Origin of the sequence: Geothrix oryzisoli, assembly GCF_022808865.1 — a bacterium.
GTDB classification, from domain to species: Bacteria; Acidobacteriota; Holophagae; order Holophagales; family Holophagaceae; genus Geothrix; species Geothrix oryzisoli.
Window position 1 is genome coordinate 539,197 of the sequence record NZ_JAKZLB010000001.1, and the last position, 19,301, is coordinate 558,497.

The following is a 19,301-nucleotide window of genomic DNA, read 5'->3' on the forward strand; positions in this document are numbered from 1 at the left end:
CTACCCCACCCGATCGAACAGTCCCGGCTGGCGGATGGGGGGCGGTGGGGGTGGTGTGGGCTTCACCACCCGCTCCCGGGCCTTGCGCCGGGTCGGGAAGGCCTCCCGGAAGGCCAAGCGGATGCCTTCGGCGTAGACGGGATCCAGCACCTTCAGCCAGCCATGGTCCGCCAGCACCTTGTAGAACGGATCCTGCTTCAGCAGGCGAAGCCCCCCCACCCAGGCGCCTGAGGCCCCGCTCGCCTTGGCCCGCCGGGCGAAGGCCTGGGCGTCGTGCACCGCCATCAGGGGCGTCACAGCCACCGTCACGCCGATGCCCGCCGCCGCCAAGCGCTCCACCGCGGCCCAACGGCTGGGGATGGCCGGTGCGTGGGGCTCCACGGTCTGGCGGACGGTGTCGTCGTCCGTGGGAATCGAGAGGCCCACCGTCAGACGGTCGCCGAAGGCCCGCAGCAGATCCAGGTCCTGGAGCACCAGGGGCGACCGGGTGTGGACGATCACCTCGGTGGTGGGGCACAGCAGCAATACCTCCAGGCAACGGCGGCTCAGGCGGTACTGCCGCTCCAGGGGCTGGTAGGGATCCGTGGCCGAGGCCATGAAGACCCGCTCTCCATGGAGCCGGTGCCGCTGGGACCAGAGCAGCTCAGGGGCGTTCAGCTTGGGCGTCACCCAGCTGCCCCAGTCCTCGGGCCGATGCAGGGCGTTGGGGTATTCGCGGACATAGCAGTAGCGGCATCCGTGGCTGCACCCGCGGTAGGGGCTGAGCGCGAAGCCGAACCCGTACCGGTCGTCCTTCTGGGCCCTCAGGATGGATCGGGCCTCCTCAGGTTCCACGAGCAGCCCCTGGAAGAGGGGCGGCGGATCCGTGGGCAGGGGCAGCGGGGTCATGCCTCCAGTTTTCGCTTTTTATTCGTTTCGTCAAGCCTTCCCGTGACTGTTTTCGCTCACATGGGTCCCAATCACGACTTGGCGTCGTTCTGGTGGGTCTCGATGAGTCTCTGCAGCAAGGCATCCTGCGCCTCAAGGTGTTTTTCGATCTCGAGCGCCTCATGAAGAATGGCCTCAGCATCCTTGTAGGTGTCGTCGGCCCTGGTATCGGCTGCCGCGCCCTCGACTTTCTGGCCAACCATGATGATGGACAGCAGGACCAGCTGCAGGAAGGTCTGCGCGATCCAGGATATGAGCGCGCCTTTCCCGGCGCGAATGGCTTCCGGCAGGCTGATGAAGGCAATCAGGGCGAAGGCATAGGCGCACCACATGGTGCCCACTCCCTGGGTGATCTTCTCTCCCAGGAGCGCATTGAAACGGGCCAGGTGACTCTCGGGGAGAACCTTGGGCTTGGGGGCGCGCTTCTTACGGATTTCGATGTGGGGGTGGGGATGATGTTCGAAGATTTTCATGATTTCACCTTGGGGCGGAAAATCGCTGGGTGGCCACCAGAATGAACCACGAGGATACGGTATGGCCACCTGGGTTCAAGGAACCCCACAGAGAGGGCGCCTTCGAACAGCCGCGGAAGGTAACGCCCCCCCAGCAAAGAGGACGGTGCCCTCGAGGCACCGCCTCTTTGAAGACCGGAGCTACGTGACTGTCCCTACTCGAACTCGACCGTGAAGTCGGCCTTGCCCAGCTCGGCGCCATCGGCAGCCAGGACCTTCACGGTCCAGCTGCCCTCGTCGCCCTTGCGGAAGGTGCGGTAGGCATTGGTGCGGTAGGGGGAGCGGGGCACCTTCAGTTCCATCTTGGAGGTGCGGTCGCCCTTGCTGAACACCACCGTGATGGAGCTGTCGGCGGCGCCCGCGACCTTGGTCCAGGCGTAGATCTTCGTGCCGGCGGCCACCTTGAACGCGGCCGACTCGCCCTGGAGTTCCATCTTCTCCACGCCGGTACCGACCTTGACCTCGGCGCTGGCCTTGGTGTCGGTCTTGGCTTCCGCCTTCACCGCCGGCTTGGGTTCAGCCTTGGGCGCCGGCGCCTGGGCGACGAGCGCGGCGGAGGCGAGGAGAGGAAGAAGAAGGCTGACGCGCATGGCGGGCTCCTGAAAAGGTGGCCCCATTCTGCGCCCGCCATGGGCAAATGTCACCGTGTTGGTGGCCGGGATGGAGCTCAGGCCGACCAGATCTCGAGGCCTTCAAGGATATCGCGCACGCCCGGTCCGAACCGGGCATTGCTGAGCCAGTCCACGCCGGCGGGCAGCCCCTCCAGGGCAGCCTTCACCCGGCCCCGGTGGCCCAGCTCGGGCCGGGGAATGGCGCGCTCGGCGCGCTCGTGCCGCACCGCCGCAGGATCGCTGAGGGAGGGCACCCAGTGCTTCAGGCGGGCCTGGACCCCTTCCCAGGCCTCCAGGTCCGCGGGCTTGCCGAAGGCGCCGCCGATGAAGCTGCGGAGCTGCATGAGGCCTTCCGGGGCACTCTGCGGATCCATCCAGGAAGGAACGAGGGACCCGAGGTAGCCGTGTCCTTCTGGCGGATGGATGAGGAAGCCGAAGCTGTCCTTCAGGGCCGGCAGCGGGGTGTGGCGGCTGTGCCAGAGGTCGACGGAGGTGTACGGGATGGCCCCCAGGGCCTCGGCGCTCTGCTGAGCCACGGGTCCGAGCAGGGCCGCGGCCTCATAGGCGGGCAGCGCCAGCACCACGCGATCCATGTCGCGGACTTCCCCGCCGCCGCTCACACGCCAGCGACCGTCCGGAAGGGGTTCCATCCGCTCCGCCCGCAGGCCCACACGCACCGCGCCGACCTTCGAAGCCAGACGGATGGGCAGCTGCCCCATGCCGCCTTCGGGCACCACCATGTGGCTCACGCCGCCCTTGCGGATGCCGTTCACCAGGCTGCCCGTGGCTTCCCACTGGCGGAGTTTCGGAATGGCATCCACGGACAGGATCTCCGCCGGAGCGGCCAGGACGCCGGCGATCATGGACGGCAGCAGCTCCGTGGCCACGCCCCGACCCAGGCGCCGCTCGATGAAGGCCGAGAGCCCTTCCTCGGGCTCGGCGCCCCGCACGGGCTGGAAGGGCTCGAGCATCATCCGCAGCTTGGCGCCCAGGGGCATCAGCGGCGAGGTCATCAGACCCACCGGCGAGGCCGGTACGGGAATGAGCCGCCCGCCCTTCCCCACCCAGCGGGCCCCGGTCCCGGGCGACTTGAAGGGTAGCTCGATGGCGCTGAAGAGGCGGTCAACCGCCGTGCCCTTCTGCCACAGCACGCCCTGGGGACCCGTCTCGAAGTGGCCGCCATCCCAGGGCAGCGTCTTCATCCACCCGCCCACGCTCGCACCGGCCTCCCACACTTCGACGGCCTCACCCTTCCGTTGCAGGTGCCACGCGGCAGCCAGGCCGGTCACGCCGCCGCCGAGGATCAGAGTGCTCATGGGAGGATCTCCAGAACGCGCCGCACGAGGCAGCGGATGTACGCGGGGTCGGTACCGGGGGCAGCCACCCGGCGATAGGTGCGGATGCCCGCCTGGTCGGCCACGTGCCGGTATTCGATGTCCAGCTCGTGGAGGGTCTCGATGTGTTCGCTCACGAAACTCATGGGCACCACGATCACGTCCTTGCCGCCCATGGACTCCAGGACCGATTTCAGGGGCGGCTCCAGCCAGCGCACGGGGCCGGTGCGGCTCTGGTAGGCCTGGAGGTAGCCGCCGGGGATGGGACCGATGCGGGCGATCAGCGCCTCGCGGGTGGCGTGGATCTCCCTCTCGTAGGGATCGCCCGCCTCGATCTGCCGCACGGGCAGGCTGTGGGCGCTGAAGATCACGGTGGCGCCCGGAAGGTCCTTCAGGGCGGCGCGGAGGGGGCGCTCAAGGGCATCCAGATAATCGGGGTCCGTGGCGTAGTGGTCCACACCCGGCAGGATCTCCATTCCGGCCTTCGCGGCCTCCACGGCCAGCTCCCGCAGGCTGGACCCCGTGGTGGCCCGGCAATCGTGGGGATAGAGCGTCACCGGCACCAGCTTCGTGATGCCCCGGCGCTTCAGCGCTTTGAGCAGGCCTTCGGCCCGGGGCGCGGCATAGCGGAAGCAGAGCTTCACAGGTTCCACGCGCCCGGCAGCCCGCAGGGAGGCCCGTAGCGCCGCCGCCTGGAACGCGCTCTCGCGGAGCAGGGGCGACCCGCCGCCGATCTGGGCGTAGCGGCCTTTCGCACCGGGCGCCCGGAGGCGCGCGATGAGGCTGGCGAGGGGCCCCTGGAGCCAGGCCGGGCCCGGCAGCCGGATCAGGTCCCGATCGCCGAACAATGCCGCCAGGAAGGGTTCGACCTGATCCAGGTTCACCGGACCGCCGAGGTTCAGGAGCAGAATCGCTGTATCTCGCATCACCCTCCACCTTACGCGAGACTTGGCGGAACTTTCGTCACGGAAACCCGTACTCGGCATGACGTTGGAGGGGTCGGCATCCCATAGACTGTCCTGACACTGGAGTCCGCCATGCCCGCGTCCGCCTCCCTGACCGCCTTCGCCGCCCTGCCTGATGACGCCCGGCTCTGGCTCGTCGCCTTTGACCGGCCCGTGGCGGCTGGGCGCCTCGCCCCCGAGGTGGATGCCCTGCTGGGGCGGTGGCGCCACAAGGGCGTCGAGTACCGCGGATCCTGGACGCTCCTGGAGGATCGGATCCTGGCCATCGCGGAGCCCACCCTGGCCTCCAATCCCTCCGGCTGCGCCATCGACGGCATGCTGCGGGGCGTCCGCCAGCTCGCTGAGCGCCTCGGCTTGGGCCTGCTGGATCCCCAGGAGGTGCTCGCCCGCCTGCCGGAGGGCCTGCGGGCCTTCGCCCGCGCCGACCTCGAGGCGCGCCTGGCGGATGGCACCCTGGTCGGTGGCACCCCGGTCCTCGACCTGGCCCTCCTCACCCTGGGGGACCTCCGGAAAGGCCGGTTCGAGCGGCCCCTGGCCGCCACCTGGATCGGCCGGAAGTACAAAATTCAGGCCCCGGTTTCCGCCGGGGCCTGAAGCAAGCTGATAGCTGATAACTAGAAGATCGATTCGCCGGGTTTGCGGCGCCAAGCCTCGGAACGCTTCTGGCCTTCGGCCTTGGGCTTGGCATCTTTGGCGGCGGCCAGGGTCTGCAGCAGGGAGCCGCCCACCTTGGAGGCCACGCTCTTGGCCAGGGCTGGAGCGGCGGGCATCAGCGGGGCGCTGACGGGACCCGAGGCGGCGTTCTCAGAGGCGGCAGCCTTGGCCGTGACCTCCTTCAGACGCTTCTCGTACCAGACCTTCCGCTTGGGATCGATGGTCCGGGTATTCCCGGCCTTCTCACCCTTCTTGAGAACCTTGGGCTTGGGCTTCTCGCGGTCTTCACGCAATACGGAATCGGGCTTTGCTGCTTCTTCCAGGATCTTCGCCAGGTTTCCAAGGCCACGCAGGGTCATCATGTGCGGTTGCTACTCCCAATGGGGCCACGGGCCACCGCTGACAGAATAACGGCAACACCTTTGCTTACATAGTGATTTTAGACACGAGGTGCGGTTTTTTGCCGCCACCCTGTCCCGCCTGGGACACTGGGAGCCTCATGGGAACCTCGACCGCCACCCTGAAGGCCCGCCTGGATGGGCTCTGTGTCCGGTACGACACGGCCGCCGCCCTGGTGAAGGATCCCCTTTCCGTGCCCCTGGCCTACGCCAAACCCCTGGACCGGGAAGTGGCCGCGTTCGTCGCGGCCCACCTCGCCTACGGCCGGGTGGATCCCATGATCCGGGCCGTCCGCGCGGCCCTGGCCCCCCTAGGCACCCACCCCGCGGACTGGCTCCGGGAACGCTCCGAATCCGCCATCCAGAGGCATCTGGCCCGCGCCCTCGGAACCTGGGCCTGGCGGTTCCACACGGCCGACGACCTCGCGGCCTGGCTTCTGAGCTGGAAGCGACTGGATGCGGAAAGCGGCGCGGGGCTGGAATCCCACCTCCTGCCTGCCCCCGATGGGGAGTCCGATCCCGCCCTCTCCCGCCTGGTCCAGCGCCTCCGGAGGGAACTGCCGGCCTCCTACGGCTCCCGGTTCTCCCTGCCCGACCCGCTCGAAGGCGCCGCCTGCAAGCGCTGGCGCATGTTCCTTCGCTGGATGGTCCGCCCCGCCTGGCCCGATCTGGGCCTCTGGACCCGCTACCCGGCCCACCAGCTGGTCATCCCCCTGGATACCCATGTGGCCCGCGTCTCCCGCTTCATCGGCCTCACACGGCGCGCCACTCCCGACGGGAGGATGGCCCAGGAGATCACTGAGGCCCTGCGCCGCCTGGACCCCGCCGATCCCCTCCGATACGACTTCGCCCTCAGCCACCTGGGCATCCTCGGGGACTGCCCCGGGGTGCGGAAACGCAGCACCTGTGCGGGGTGTCCGCTGTACACCGTGTGTCGCGCCGGTTCGGAATCCGCTGGGCGGACTCCGAGATAAGAACAGGCAAAGGCTAAGCCACCTTTTTCAAGGCTCTTATGATTGCCGGAACCGAGGGCCGGGCTTGCCATGTGCGCGACCCACTGGGAGCGCAGGCCCGTGCCGATCCGTAAAGCCAAGCCGAGGGCGCAGGCTGCGCGATGGTCAGCCTGGCCCCGAAAGGGGCCGGGCTGACCACGGCACTCGGGGGAACGACTTAGGGCTGCTTCTTCCGATCTGACCCGGTTCATCGCACCCCGATGCATGGGGCCCGGCTTGGCTACAGGGTAGCCCGCAAGGGGCATGCCGCGCCAGCGGAAGAGGCCTTCGCAGAGGCGCGCCGGCCCTTGAAGTGACGGATTTCATGGGATTTTTTAATTGCTGGAAAAATACGGTGTGGGCCCCTTGACACCCCTACATGTTGGGGCCATCCTTTTCTCCCGGCACAACCCCTAGAGGTTCCCACCAAAGCCCCCCTTCTGTAAGGGAGCGTTTCGTGTGCCCTGCGGGACGCTCTTTAATTGTTTGAACGCCTTTCTCCACCCCCCTACCCAGGACAGCACCCATGAAGATCTCCCGCCACTTCACCAAGGCTGGCCACGACCCCCTGGAAGGCTTCCGCTTCGTCCCCAGGACCAGCCGAATCTCCAAGCTCGACGGCACCGTGGTCTTTGAAGCCAAGGATGTGATGGTTCCGGAGGCCTGGTCCCAGGTGGCCGTGGACATCCTCGCCCAGAAGTACTTCCGCCGGAAAGGCATCGACGCCCAGAACGGGGGGGAGAAGGACGCGCGCCAGGTCTTCCACCGGCTGGCGGGGTGCTGGCGCCACTGGGGCGAGACCCACGGCTATTTCGACACCACGGAAGACGGCCAGGCCTTCTACGACGAGCTCACCTACATGCTCGCCGACCAGATGTGCGCGCCCAATTCGCCCCAGTGGTTCAACACGGGCCTGCACTTCGCCTACGGCATCTCGGGCCCGGCCCAGGGCCACAGCTACGTGGATCCGAAGACCGGCGAGATGATGAAGTCCACTTCGGCCTACGAGCGCCCGCAGCCTCACGCCTGCTTCATCCAGAGCGTGGCGGACGACCTCGTGAACGAGGGCGGCATCATGGACCTGTGGACCCGCGAGGCCCGCATCTTCAAGTACGGCTCCGGCACGGGCACCAACTTCTCCAAGGTTCGCGGCTCCGAGGAGCCCCTCTCTGGCGGCGGCCGCAGCTCCGGCCTCATGAGCTTCCTGGCCGTGGGCGACCGCGCCGCCGGGGCCATCAAGAGCGGCGGCACCACCCGCCGGGCGGCCAAGATGGTCTGCCTTGATCTCGACCACCCCGACATCGAGGCCTTCATCGACTGGAAGGTGACCGAGGAACGCAAGGTCGCCATGCTGGCCGCTGGCAGCGCCATGCTGCGCCGCCACTGGGACGCCATCTGCCAGACGGTCGAAGGCTCCACCAGCCGGGACGCCGATCCCGCGAGCAACGAGGCTCTCCGCAAGGCCCTGGCCCGCGCCAAGCGGGAGGGCGTGCCCACGGCCTTCCTCACCCAGTGCCTGGGCCGCCTGGCCGAAGGCGATTTCGCCCGGGATCTCGCGGGCTACGACACCTCCTGGGATGGCGAGGGCTACCTCACCGTGGGCGGCATGAACTCCAACAACTCCGTGCGCGTACCCGATGCCTTCATGCGCGCCATGGAGATCGACGGCGACTGGGAGCTGAAGCGCCGCATCGACGGCAAGACCAGCAAGAAGCTGCGCGCCAAGGATCTCTGGGAGAAGGTGAACCGCGCCGCCTGGGCCTGCGCCGATCCCGGCATCCAGTTCAACACCACCATCAACGACTGGCACACCTGCCCCGAGGATGGGCTCATCAACGCGAGCAATCCCTGCTCCGAGTACATGTTCCTGGACGACACCGCCTGCAACCTGGCGTCGCTGAACCTGTGCACCTTCCTCACCGATGACGGCGGCTTCGACCTGGTGGGCTACCGCCACGCCATCCGCCTCTGGACCGTGGTCCTCGAAGTCAGCGTGCTCATGGCCCAGTTCCCCAGCGAAGCCATCGCTCAGCGCAGCTACGACTTCCGCACCCTGGGCCTCGGCTACGCCAACCTGGGCGCCATGCTCATGCGGATGGGCATCCCCTATGACAGCGTGGAGGGCACCCAGTGGTGCGCCGCCCTGACGGCCATCCTCACGGGCGACGCCTACGCCGCCAGCGCCGAGATGGCCCGCGAGCTGGGCCCCTTCCCCGGCTACCAGAAGAATGCCGCCCACATGCTGCGCGTCATCCGCAACCACCGCCGCGCCGCCTACCACGCGCCCGGCTCCGAATACGAGCAGCTCTCCATCCGCCCCCAGGGCCTCACCGGCACGGGCGTGCCCAAGCGCATCGTCGAGGCCGCCCGCGAAAGCTGGGACACCGCCCTCACCTACGGCGAGCAATGGGGCTACCGCAACGCCCAGGTGACGGTGCTGGCGCCCACGGGCACCATCGGCCTGCTCATGGACTGCGACACCACCGGCGTCGAGCCCGACTTCGCCCTGGTGAAGTTCAAGAAGCTGGCCGGCGGCGGCTACTTCAAGCTGGTGAACAGCGCCATCCCCGAGGCCCTGGCCCGGCTGGGCTATGCGCCGACCCAGATCCAGGAGATCGTGCGCCACGTGGTGGGCTGGCAGGAGATCACCGACGAGACTCCGGGCCTCACCCGCAGCATGCTGAAGGGTGCCGGCTGGGCCGAAGAGGAGATCGCCGCCGTGGAGCAGAAGCTTCCGACGGCCTTCGATCCCGCCTACGCCATGGATGTCGAGCGCCTGAAGAAGGACTTCAGCGCCGAGCAGGTGGAGACCTTCCTCCTGGCCCTGAGCGGCACCATGACCGTGGAAGGCGCGCCCCACCTCAAGGCCGAGCACCTGCCCATCTTCGACTGCGCCAACCGCTGCGGCCGCACGGGCCGCCGCTACATCGCCCCCCTGGGCCACCTGCGCATGATGGGCGCGGCCCAGCCCTTCCTCAGCGGCGCCATCAGCAAGACCATCAACCTGCCCGCGGAAGCCACCGTGGAGGAGATCGGCCGCATCTACGAGGCCAGCTGGCAGCTCATGCTCAAGGCCGTGGCCCTCTACCGCGACGGCTCCAAGATGAGCCAGGCCATGTCCACCAGCCTGGACCTGCTGGATGGCGCCGACACGCTGATGGACGACCAGGCCACCCCCGCCGAGAAGACCCCCGTGCTGGCCAATGCCCTCACCCAGCAGCTGGTGCGCACCTACCGGCGCCGCCTGCCCAACCGCCGCGGCGGCTACACCCAGGCCGCCACCATCGGCGGCACCAAGCTCTACCTCCGGACCGGCGAATACGAGGACGGCAGCCTCGGCGAGATCTTCCTCGACATCCACAAGGAGGGCGCCGCCTTCCGTGCCGTGCTCAACTGCTTCGCCATCGCCGTGAGCATGGGCCTCCAGCACGGCGTGCCCCTGGAAGAGTTCTGCGACGCCTTCCTGTTCACCCGCTTCGAACCCGGCGGCATGGTCTCCGGCAGCGACACCATCAAGCTGAGCACCAGCCTCATCGACTTCGTGTTCCGGGAACTGGCCATCAGCTACCTGGGCCGCTATGACCTGGCCCATGTGGAAGCTGACCAGATCGTGAGTGCCACCACGGGCCTGCGCCCCGGCAGCCAGGCCCCCGGCCTCGCCAACCTGCCCAGCCTGCCCACGGGCACGCCCCTGCCCTTCCCCGAAGCCGGCGCCGCCACCGGGGCCCCTGAACAGGTGACCCAGCCCGTGCTGCAACCCGTCACCGTCGGCGCCCGTGCGGCCGTCTCCGCCGCCCAGGTCGCCCGCGAGAAGGGCTACACCGGCGACCCCTGCCCCGAGTGCGGCCACCTCACCCTCGTCCGCAACGGCGCCTGCATGAAGTGCCAGACCTGCGGGGCGACGACGGGCTGCAGCTAGGAAGCCCGGCCAGTCTCGAAAGCACAACCGTGAAGGGCGGGAGCGATCCCGCCCTTCATTTCATTCATTCGGATCCGCGCCCATTCCCGGCTCATCCGTCTTCCCCGCCACGGCCGCATCCAGCATCCACCTGGCGATGCTGAGGGCGCTGGGCAGCTGCGGCAGGGCGTCGAGGCGGAACCAGCGCGCGTCTTCGATCTCCACGGGATCGGGCCGCAGGTCGCCGTCGAGATGATCGGCGACGAAGGCCACCATGAGGCCATTGGGGAACGGCCAGGGCTGGCTGCCGAAGTAGCGCAGGCGGTGGACGCGGATGCCCAGCTCTTCGGCCACCTCGCGGTGGACGGCCTGCTCCAGGGATTCCCCGGGCTCCGTGAAGCCCGCGATGGCACTGTACACGCCGGACTTGAAGTGGGGCGAGCGGGCCAGGGCGAGCTCCCGGTCCGGGCCCTCCCCGCGCTGGATGAGCACGATGATGGCCGTGGCGTTGGAGGGGAAGACCGTGCGGCCGCAGGCGGGGCAGCGGCGGCCGTGCCCGGCCTCGGGCCCCTCGCAGGGCTCCAGGGCCGTGGCGCAGCTGCCGCAGAAGCGGTGCGCCGCGGCCCACTCCAGCCACTGGTAGGCGCGGCCCGCCTGGGCCCAGTCCCCTGGGTCCATGCGGGAAAAGGCGTCGCGCAGGCCCAGCGCCTCCACCCCTTCGGGCAGCGGCTGATCCTCAGCCACCTTCAGCGCCAGGTGCCCCTCCGGCAGGCGCAGCCGGAGCTCCGCCTCCACCTCCGGCAATGCCGGCGTGGAAGCGAGCCACAGCCGGTCCCCCTGGAAGATGATCCGTGAAGCCCCCACCCATCCTCCTTCCCGTGGCCTTGCCACCTCCGCCCCGGCATGCGTGTCGAGACAAAGTCGTGGATTCATCTTGCCCTGTCCCGGCCCCCTGGAGGCCACAGGTTGTCAGCGCCTGGGCGGAACCTTCGGGAATAGAATGGCGCTGCCCCTCCCAGAACCTGGACCCAGGAGTGGTTGGCCGATCCCGGGAGGGGACCTGCCGCGGAGGTGCCCCATGGGCTGGGCAAGTACATGGATTGGAGTCGGAGAACTCATCCTGGGCCTCGCCTTTGCCTGCGGAGGTGGCGCCTCGAAGCCTGCGCCAGCGCCGTCGGTGGCCACCGGCGGGGTCGATGGCCTCACCCCCCACGCCGCGGTGCTGCATGGGCAGGCCGCGGGCAACGGGACTTCCGGGAGCGCGAGCTTCCGCTTCGGCGGGGATCCGGCCCTGGGCATCGCCTACGATCGCTGGCCCTACCTGGACCTCCCTGGGATCGGCATGGGCCCCGCCGTCAGCTACCCATCCGGGGGTCAGGCCCAGGATTATCAGGCCGACCTCACGGGCCTGGTACCCAACTGGACCTATAGCTACCAGGCGGTGGCCCGAACCAGCGATGCCTGGGAGGTGAAGGGTGCTGTCCGCACCTTCACCACTCCGGCGGCCATTGAGTCCAGCTGGATCCGGGTCTTCCTGCCCGGTGGCAGTCCGGCCCTGGTGGACCTGGGCACCGGGTTCGCGGTGAGGGGTGGATCCTGGGGCTCCCCGACTTGGACCGTGGCCTTCGACTCGGAAGGCAACCATCTCTGGCAGCGCCTGGGCGCCTCCGGGGACGAGGCCCTGCCCCTGGCCCGGTCCCTCGGGTCCACCTTCCTCGCCGTCTCCTGCGCGCGCAAAGTCGCCAACCCCTCGCTCGCGGACTTCAGCTCGGAGGTGTCACGGGTGGATGGCGCCGGGGCCGTGCCGTGGCAGCAGAGCCTGTCCGGCTGGCTGACCCTTGGAACCCCCACTGCCGACGGGGGGGCGCAGCTCTTGGGGAACCTGGGCCAGGGACCCGTGTGGGTGCGTCTCACCGCCACGGGCTCGGTGGCCTGGGCCACCTCGAACGACGCGGGCTTCGATCCTCTGACCCTCCTGGAACTGGAGGGCGGGACCTCGGTGTTCGTGGGCCGATCCGTCGGGACCTCCGGGACCCATCCCGGGATCCCCGTGGAGGCGCGCGCAGCGGACGGCACCCTGGCCTGGCGACGGGTGATCTGGGGGAGCGGCGGGGAACGCGCCGAGGCTGCGGAGCCAGCCCCGGGCGGCGGGCTCATGCTCGCGGGGTACATGTGGTCCACGGTGCAAGAGCCGTTGGTAGTGAGCCTGGCCTCCGATGGCAACATCCTCTGGAGCGTGAAGCTCACCGGGGAGGTGGGCTCCGCCACGGGCCTGGCCCCGGCGGGGGATGGCGGCTGGCTCGTGGCCGGCGCGGGGAACTTGGGGACGATGGATACCCGATATGCCTGGATGGCCAAGCTGGACGCGGCCGGGCAGGTGCTATGGGCCACGCGGTTCTTCGGGAAGTTCCAGGCTCCGGTCTTTGCGCGGGCACGCCCGGGGGGCGGCTTCATCCTCGCCACCCAGGTGGAGGTGGGCTATAACACCCTCGGTGTCGGCGTAATCCTCGCCGACGCGGCGCGTCGCGCCGGGGGAGCAGGCAACGACGTCACCCTCGCCGCCACGCCCGTGGCGCTCGCGGTGGACCTACCCGCCTGGGCGGATCGCGCCGTGACCTTCCCGCGCTTCACCGCCGGAGGTACGCCCCTGAAGGTCACGAACCTCACCGCCGTGCAGCTCGCGCCCGTCCCCCGCTAGCGCCGGCCTGACCCCTTGCGGCCGGCGCGCTCTCCACCCTCGCGCTTGGCTTGGCCCTTGTGCTTGCCGTGATTGCCGCGCTTGGGCTCCACGCGGCGGCCCTCCTGCCGTGGCGCCGGCGCAGGCTTCTTGGAGAGGCCCAGGGGATCGGGCAGGCCCAGGGGATTGGGCAGCTGCGCCATCAGCAGAGTGCCGCCGAACAGCAGGGCAGCCAGGATGCGAGCAGTACGGGGCATGGATTCTCCAGACTCTTGGCAGGGGCGGCGGGTCCGCCGCACCGAATCCCCATGCTAACCGGCATCTACACGAAGAGCACCGCGTGCACCGGCGGGAGGTGCTCGGCGAGGGTGATCCAGTCGTCGCCGGCGTTTTCGCTGATCCACACGGAGCCCGTGGTGGAACCGAAGGCCAGGCGCTCGCCGCTGTCGTCCAGAGCCAGTGCGTGGCGGTAGACCAGGTCGTAGGCCCAGGACTGGGGCAGCCCGTGGCCGAGGGTCTCGAAGGTGCGGCCCCCATCGCGGGTGCGGTTCACCACCACCCGGCCCTCGGCGGGGATGCGGCGTTCGTCCTTGATGGCCGGCACGAACCAGGCCGTGTCTGGATCCCTGGGATGCACCACCACGGGGAAGCCGAACACCGAAGGCTTCACATCGGTGATCTCGGTCCAGCTCATGGCGTCGTCCGTGCTGCGGAAGATGCCGTTGTGGTGCTGGATCCACCACACATGGGGCGCGGCGGGGCACTGCACCATGCGGTGGGGATCCTGGGATTCCGGGGCCTCCACCAGCTCGGGCGGCGCGTAGTCGGCGCGCATGCCCTTGGTGTGGGCGGTCCAGGTCCTGCCGCGGTCCTTCGTGTGCCACACGCCACCACTGGAAACCGCCACCACCACGCGGTTCCCGTCCCTGGGATCCACGCAGACCGAGTGGATGCCCGGAACATCGGCGCCGCCGCCAGCCCACTTGCGGCGCTCCGGCATGTTCCAGAGGGCTTCCACCATGGTCCAGGTGGTGCCGCCGTCCTCGCTCCAGAACAGGCCGCCCGGCAGCGTGCCAGCCCAGAGCAGGCCCGGCTGCGAGGCGAGCCCCGGCGTCAGGCACCAGAAGCGGATGAGGCGCCAGGGGATCTCGCGGCCGAGGAAGTCCTTCTCGACATGCCCCTCAGGCGGCGTGGGATAGGCGGGCACGCCGATCTCCTCCCAGGTGGCCCCGCGGTCCCGGGAGCGGTGCAGCTTGGCGCCGAAGTGGCCGTGGTCCAGGGCCGCGTACCAGGCGCCGTCCCGGGGATCCTGCATCGCGAGGGAGACATTGTCCCCCAGGAAGGCCACCGACTCGAGGTCCCAGAGGCCCCGGGCGGTCCGGCGCGCGGAGAAGAGCCCCTTGCGGGTGGATACGAGCAACTGGTCCATCTCAGCCTCCGGAAAGGGCCTGCATGACGTAGATCTCGCTGGCCGCGGACACGGGGTCGCTGAGCCCCCGGCGGTCGGCGATGGGGACGCCGTCCACGTAGACCGCCATGTGGAACCTCAGGGCGCCATGCTCGTCCAGGACATAGCCCCGGAGCCTCGGATAGAGGGCGAAGGCCTGATCCAGGCTCTCCTGCACAGTCGCCCCGGCCACCACACAGGGCGGGCAGGCTACGTGGCGCTGGAGGTTGCGGGTGAAGGCGACTCGGGACATGGCAATCCTGGAGGCCCGGTCAATCTCCTCCCAGCGCTCCTGCCTGTCAAGACACCTATCCGCTAGTCGAAGAGATCGGGGTCATCCCAGCGGTCATGGCGCTCCAGGGCCTTCTTCTTGGCTGCCTCGAGCTCCGCCTGGGCGGCGACGAATTCCTCGTCCTCCAGCTTCGTCGGATCCGGCAAGGGATGTCCGTCCAGATCGTGCAGAGGCGCGGCGCGGCGCTCCACCCCGACGATCCTGCTCCACGCCTTCCTGCGCCGTTCGACCTGTTCGATCATGGTCCACCTCCGGCTCAAGCCAAGGATAGGTTCCGGAGATCCCCGTGCCATTGTAAAAAAACGCAGGGGGATCACTCCCCCTGCGTGGTTCCGCGGAACGGGCCCGTCTAGATCAGGCCCAGATCCTTCACGGCCTGACGCTCCTCGTCGAGCTCCTTGGCGGTGGCGTCCATCTTGGCGCGGCTGAAGGCATTGATCTCCAGGCCCTTCACGATCTCGACCTGGCCGTTCTTCACGGTGACGGGGAAGCCGTAGACCAGGCCCTCGGGCACGCCGTAGCTGCCGTCGGAGACGAAGGCCATGCTGGTCCAGTCGCCCTCGGGGGTGCCCAGCGCCCAGCTCTTCATGTGGTCGATGGCGGCATTGGCGGCGCTGGCGGCGCTGCTGAGCCCGCGGGCCTCGATGATGGCGGCGCCGCGCTTGGCCACGGTGGGGATGTAGGTCGTCTCGTACCAGGCGTGGTCATTGACCAGATCGTAGGCGTTCTTGCCGTCCACGGTGGCGTGGTAGAGGTCGGGGAACTGGGTGACGCTGTGGTTGCCCCAGATCGTCATCTTCTTGATGGCGGTGACGGCCTTGCCGGTCTTCTCCGCCAGCTGCGAGATGGCGCGGTTGTGGTCCAGGCGCACCATGGCGTGGAACTGGGTGGGCTTGAGCTTGGGCGCGTTGGACAGGGCGATGAAGGCGTTGGTGTTGGCGGGGTTGCCCACCACGAGCACCTTCACATTGCGGCTGGCCACTTCGCTCAGCGCCTGGCCCTGGGGCTTGAAGATCCCTCCGTTGGCGTTCAGCAGGTCGCTGCGCTCCATGCCGGCCTTGCGCGGCAGGGCGCCCACCAGCAGCGCATAGTCGGCATCCTTGAAGGCCACCTTGGGATCATCGGAGGTGACCACGCCCGCCAGCAGCGGGAATGCGCAGTCCTTGAGCTCCATCACCACACCGTTCAGGGCCTTCAGGGCCGGCGTGATCTCCAGCAGCTGGAGGATCACAGGCTGGTCTTCACCGAGCATCGCACCGCTGGCGATGCGGAAGAGCAGGCTGTATCCGATCTGACCGGCTGCGCCGGTGACGGCCACGCGAACGGGGGGCTTCATGGGGATCCTCCTGGGAGATGGCTCATTCTATACCGCGCGCCAGACCAGAAAACCGGCTGGTCCGGAATCCGTGACGGAGATCCCCCTTCCCATCAGCCATCTGGAAGGATTTGTCTTCTTTGAACCAATAGGAAAGATCCGTTGTCCATCCTCCGATAGGATGGAATCTGACCTGTCTATGCGCTCCCTTCTCCGAATGGCCCGAACCCTGCTGCTGACCAGCCTCGCGCTGGGCGCCACGGCTGCGGGCATCCCTGCCTCCGGTCGGCTGGTCTTCCAGACCTACGGCCCCTCCGAGGGCCTGGAGCACACCAGCATCACCACCCTGGCGCAGGATGCGGAGGGCTTCCTGTGGGTGGGTACCGAGGGCGGCGCCTACCGCTTCGACGGCACGGGCTTCCGGCTGTGGAGCCTGCCCGAGGGCCTGCCCTCCGCCTGGGTCCGCGCCTTCGGGGCGAACCCGGACGGCAGCCTCTGGATCGGCACCCGCGCCGGCCTCTGCCTGCTCCGCGACGGGCAGGTGCACCCCCTCGAACCTGGCGATCCCCTGGCCTCGGCCCAGATCCACCGGATCGCCCGGGACGGCCGGGGCCGGATCTGGGTCGCCGCCGAAACCGGGCTGTTCCTGAGTCCCGATGGCGGTCCCCGCTTCACGCCCGTCCCGGATTGGCCCGGTGGACCCGCCTATGCACTGGCTCCGGACGATGCGGGGCTCTGGGTGGGTGGGATCTCCGCCCTCCGCCATCTCGACGGGACCGGGGCCTGGCGCACCTGGACCGCCCGCGAGGGCGTGCCGGCGGAACCGGTCAAGGCCCTGCTGATGACGAGGACCGGAACCCTCTGGATGCGGACGCGGAGCCAGCTCCGGGTGCTCGCGCCCCGGGGCACGCGTCTGACCCTTCCGGCCCTGGGCCTCCCGCCCCTGAGCGTGAGTTTCTACGAAGAGTCCCTCAGTCCCGATGGGGATGGCGGGGTGTTCGTCCCGACGGCCAAGGGGCTGCTTCATGTGACGGACGGGGCCTGGCGGCTCCTGGACGAAAGCCGGGGCCTGCCCGCGGGCTGGGCCAACCAGGCCTTCGTCGACCGGGCCGGCAACCTCTGGGTGGCGAGCCTGGGGCTGCACCGTCTCCAGGGGCGGGGCACCTGGGAGAACTTCACGCGGCTGGACGGGTTCCCGGCGGACAACATCTGGGGCCTGCACCGGGACCGGGCCAGCGTGCTGTGGGTGGGCACCTCCAGTGGCCTCGCGCGCCTGGACGCCAAGGGCCCGTCGCCGTTCCCCACCGCAGCGGGCCTGGTGCTCTACGCCCTGGAAGAAGGTCCGGACGGATCCCTGTGGGGCGGCGGCGAGCACCCCTTCCTAGTCCGCATCAGCCCGGACCGCACCCGGCTGACCCGGATCCCCCTGCCCCCTTCCCGGAGCCTGGCCATTCCCGTGGTCCTGGCCTTCGACCACGGCGGGGACCTGTGGGTGGGCACCACCCATGAGGGGCTGTGGCGGGTTTCCGACCCCGATGGGCGCGCCCGCTTCCACCGGGCGGAGCTCCCAGGCGGCAAGCCGATGGTGGCCATCACGGCCCTGCACGAGGACTCCCAGGACCGTCTCTGGGCCGCCACGGGCCAGGGCCTGGCCCGCCTGGATCCGAGCGGCTGGCGGGTCTGGGGCGCCGAGATCGGCCTCCACCCCGCTCCCCTGGCGGCCCTGGCCGCCCTGCCCGACGGCACCGCGTGGGTGGCCTATCGGGAACCTCTGGGCCTCACCCTGGTGGACCTGCGCGGCGCCACGCCCAGGGTGGTGCGCCACTGGACCCGCCGCGACGGCCTCGCCAGCGATTCGGTCTACAGCCTCACGGCGGATGCCGGCGGCCGCCTCTGGGTGGGTGGGCCCCGGGGCGTTCAGTGCATGAAGGGTGGAGAACACCGGCTCTTCCGGCGGGAAGACGGGCTGACCAGCACCGACTGCAACCCGTTCTCCACCTGGGTGGACGCCGACGGTGGCGTCTGGTTCGGCTCCACCGCGGGGCTCCTCCACCACCGCCCCGACCACGGCCACCGGCCCGAAAGCCTGCCCACCACCCTCTTCGTCTCCTTCCGGCTGGGGAACCGCCACTGGGCGCACCCGTTCGCGGGCCCGGTCGACCTGGGAGCCGTGCCCTATGGGGAGCGGACCCTGGCGACCCACTTCACCTCCCTGACCTTCGAGCACGAAGGACGGCTCCGCTTCCAGGCCCGGCTGATCGGCCTGGATGAGGGCTGGGTGGACCTGCATACCCAGGATCTCCGCTATCCCGCCCTGCCCCCGGGGCCCTACCGCCTGGAGGTCCGCGCCCTCATCGAAGATGGCGGCGCCGGGCCCGTGGCCGCCGCCTCCTTCCGCGTGCTCCACCCCTGGTGGCTGCGCTGGTGGGCCTGGCCCGTCTGGGGCGGCCTCGCCCTCTGCGCGGGCGTGGCCATGTTCCGCTGGCGGCTCCGCCTGCTGGAGAAGCGCAACGAGGAGCTGAAGGTCCTCGTCTACCAGCGCACCGAGGCTCTGGAGCTGAGCAACCTGGCTCTGGCGACCATCTCCACGACCGATCCCCTCACGGGCCTGCGGAACCGGCGCTACCTCGAGGAGGAGCTGCCCCCGGTCATCGCCCTGGTCCTGCGCGCCCAGCGCGACCACCTGGCCGCCGACCACCACCCCAGCGAGACCAGCCTCGTCTTCGCCATGCTCGATCTCGACCACTTCAAGCGCGTGAACGACACCTGGAGCCACGCCGCGGGCGACCTGGCCCTGAAGCAGGTGGCGGACGTCCTCCGGCGCGAAGCCCGCGAGTCCGACTTCCTCATCCGCTGGGGCGGCGAGGAGATCCTCTTCGTGGGCCACACCTCTGACCTGGACGGCGCCGCCACCGTGGTGGCGCGTCTCCATCAGGCGCTGCGGGAGCATCCCTTCGACCTGGGCCTGCCGCAGCCCGTGACCATCACCTGCTCCATCGGCTTCTCGCTCTTCCCCTTCCAGTCGGACCACCTGGAGGCCGCCTCCTGGGAGGACCAGGTGCGCGTGGCCGACCGGTGCCTCTACGCCGCCAAGCGGTCCGGCCGCGACGGCTGGGTGGGTGTGGCGGCCCGGCCCGGCCTCCCCGAGGGCCTGGCCCAGCGCTTCGACCAGGGCCCTGCCCTCTGCGTCCAGGCCGGCGCCGTGGAGCTGCGCCACAGCCCCCGCGAGGGGGACCTGATCTGGCACTGAGGCGGGGTCCTGCTCTGGGTCGAACCCAG

The 19,301-nt window shown here is 69.4% G+C and carries 17 protein-coding genes and 1 other RNA gene; 5 read left to right on the plus strand and 13 right to left on the minus strand.

The features are described from left to right. The 5 genes from MLE43_RS02430 to hemH all read right to left on the minus strand — a co-directional run bounded on the left by MLE43_RS02430 (position 1) and on the right by hemH (position 4,310). Complete coding sequence (locus MLE43_RS02430) at positions 1-888, minus strand: SPL family radical SAM protein (RefSeq protein WP_243301371.1); 888 nt, start codon at positions 886-888, stop codon at positions 1-3. 71 nt (positions 889-959) lie between these two features. Continuing rightward, positions 960-1,400: a hypothetical protein gene (locus MLE43_RS02435; RefSeq protein WP_243301372.1), complete on the minus strand. Its 441-nt coding sequence runs from the start codon at positions 1,398-1,400 to the stop codon at positions 960-962. Between the two features lie 194 nt (positions 1,401-1,594). Then, positions 1,595-2,029: a DUF2914 domain-containing protein gene (locus MLE43_RS02440; protein ID WP_243301373.1), complete on the minus strand. Its 435-nt coding sequence runs from the start codon at positions 2,027-2,029 to the stop codon at positions 1,595-1,597. A gap of 77 nt (positions 2,030-2,106) precedes the next feature. Continuing rightward, positions 2,107-3,366, minus strand: coding sequence for a protoporphyrinogen oxidase (gene hemG / locus MLE43_RS02445; protein WP_243301376.1), 1,260 nt, complete (start codon positions 3,364-3,366; stop codon positions 2,107-2,109). Beyond that, a complete protein-coding gene (gene hemH, locus MLE43_RS02450) occupies positions 3,363-4,310 on the minus strand; it encodes a ferrochelatase (protein ID WP_243301378.1) in 948 nt (315 codons plus the stop codon). Before hemH ends, hemG begins: the two co-directional genes overlap by 4 nt. 111 nt (positions 4,311-4,421) lie before the next feature. Between hemH and MLE43_RS02455 the strand changes: the two genes are divergently transcribed. Then, on the plus strand, positions 4,422-4,943 hold the full coding sequence (locus MLE43_RS02455) for a hypothetical protein (RefSeq protein ID WP_243301380.1): 522 nt from the start codon (positions 4,422-4,424) through the stop codon (positions 4,941-4,943). A gap of 20 nt (positions 4,944-4,963) precedes the next feature. Here the strand turns inward: MLE43_RS02455 and MLE43_RS02460 are convergent, their stop codons facing one another. Then, the gene (locus MLE43_RS02460) at positions 4,964-5,365 is read right to left on the minus strand and encodes a hypothetical protein (protein ID WP_243301381.1); all 402 of its coding nucleotides are present in this window, start codon (positions 5,363-5,365) and stop codon (positions 4,964-4,966) included. Between the two features lie 137 nt (positions 5,366-5,502). Between MLE43_RS02460 and MLE43_RS02465 the strand changes: the two genes are divergently transcribed. Beyond that, positions 5,503-6,375 carry a TIGR02757 family protein gene (locus MLE43_RS02465; RefSeq protein WP_243301382.1) on the plus strand — a complete coding sequence of 291 codons (873 nt, stop codon included), beginning with the start codon at positions 5,503-5,505 and terminating at the stop codon, positions 6,373-6,375. Positions 6,376-6,535: 160 nt separating this feature from the next. On the opposite strand, the gene ffs is transcribed toward MLE43_RS02465, so the two are convergent. Then, positions 6,536-6,631: signal recognition particle sRNA small type (gene ffs / locus MLE43_RS02470), an RNA gene on the minus strand. Positions 6,632-6,919: 288 nt separating this feature from the next. On the opposite strand from ffs, the gene MLE43_RS02475 reads away from it, so the two are divergent. Then, positions 6,920-10,312: an adenosylcobalamin-dependent ribonucleoside-diphosphate reductase gene (locus MLE43_RS02475; protein ID WP_243301385.1), complete on the plus strand. Its 3,393-nt coding sequence runs from the start codon at positions 6,920-6,922 to the stop codon at positions 10,310-10,312. 60 nt (positions 10,313-10,372) lie between these two features. Here the strand turns inward: MLE43_RS02475 and nudC are convergent, their stop codons facing one another. Then, positions 10,373-11,155, minus strand: coding sequence for an NAD(+) diphosphatase (gene nudC, locus MLE43_RS02480; RefSeq protein WP_243301387.1), 783 nt, complete (start codon positions 11,153-11,155; stop codon positions 10,373-10,375). A gap of 214 nt (positions 11,156-11,369) precedes the next feature. Between nudC and MLE43_RS02485 the strand changes: the two genes are divergently transcribed. After that, on the plus strand, positions 11,370-12,989 hold the full coding sequence (locus tag MLE43_RS02485) for a hypothetical protein (RefSeq protein WP_243301389.1): 1,620 nt from the start codon (positions 11,370-11,372) through the stop codon (positions 12,987-12,989). Here MLE43_RS02485 and MLE43_RS02490 read toward each other — a convergent pair. From MLE43_RS02490 to MLE43_RS02510, 5 genes are all read right to left on the minus strand, one after another. Further along, positions 12,986-13,225: a hypothetical protein gene (locus tag MLE43_RS02490; RefSeq protein WP_243301390.1), complete on the minus strand. Its 240-nt coding sequence runs from the start codon at positions 13,223-13,225 to the stop codon at positions 12,986-12,988. The two genes, MLE43_RS02485 and MLE43_RS02490, sit on opposite strands and share 4 nt — an antisense overlap. 65 nt (positions 13,226-13,290) lie before the next feature. Then, a complete protein-coding gene (locus MLE43_RS02495) occupies positions 13,291-14,397 on the minus strand; it encodes a WD40/YVTN/BNR-like repeat-containing protein (protein ID WP_243301391.1) in 1,107 nt (368 codons plus the stop codon). Between the two features lies 1 nt (position 14,398). After that, the gene (locus MLE43_RS02500) at positions 14,399-14,668 is read right to left on the minus strand and encodes a MoaD/ThiS family protein (protein WP_243301392.1); all 270 of its coding nucleotides are present in this window, start codon (positions 14,666-14,668) and stop codon (positions 14,399-14,401) included. 62 nt (positions 14,669-14,730) lie between these two features. Beyond that, positions 14,731-14,949 (minus strand): ubiquitin family protein, encoded by a 219-nt coding sequence (locus MLE43_RS02505; RefSeq protein ID WP_243301393.1) that lies wholly within the window; start codon positions 14,947-14,949, stop codon positions 14,731-14,733. A 107-nt stretch (positions 14,950-15,056) separates the two neighbouring features. Further along, positions 15,057-16,043, minus strand: coding sequence for a malate dehydrogenase (locus tag MLE43_RS02510; RefSeq protein ID WP_243301394.1), 987 nt, complete (start codon positions 16,041-16,043; stop codon positions 15,057-15,059). Positions 16,044-16,221: 178 nt separating this feature from the next. On the opposite strand from MLE43_RS02510, the gene MLE43_RS02515 reads away from it, so the two are divergent. Continuing rightward, positions 16,222-19,272, plus strand: a complete 3,051-nt coding sequence (locus MLE43_RS02515; RefSeq protein WP_243301396.1) for a ligand-binding sensor domain-containing diguanylate cyclase — start codon at positions 16,222-16,224, stop codon at positions 19,270-19,272. Positions 19,273-19,301 lie beyond the last annotated feature (29 nt).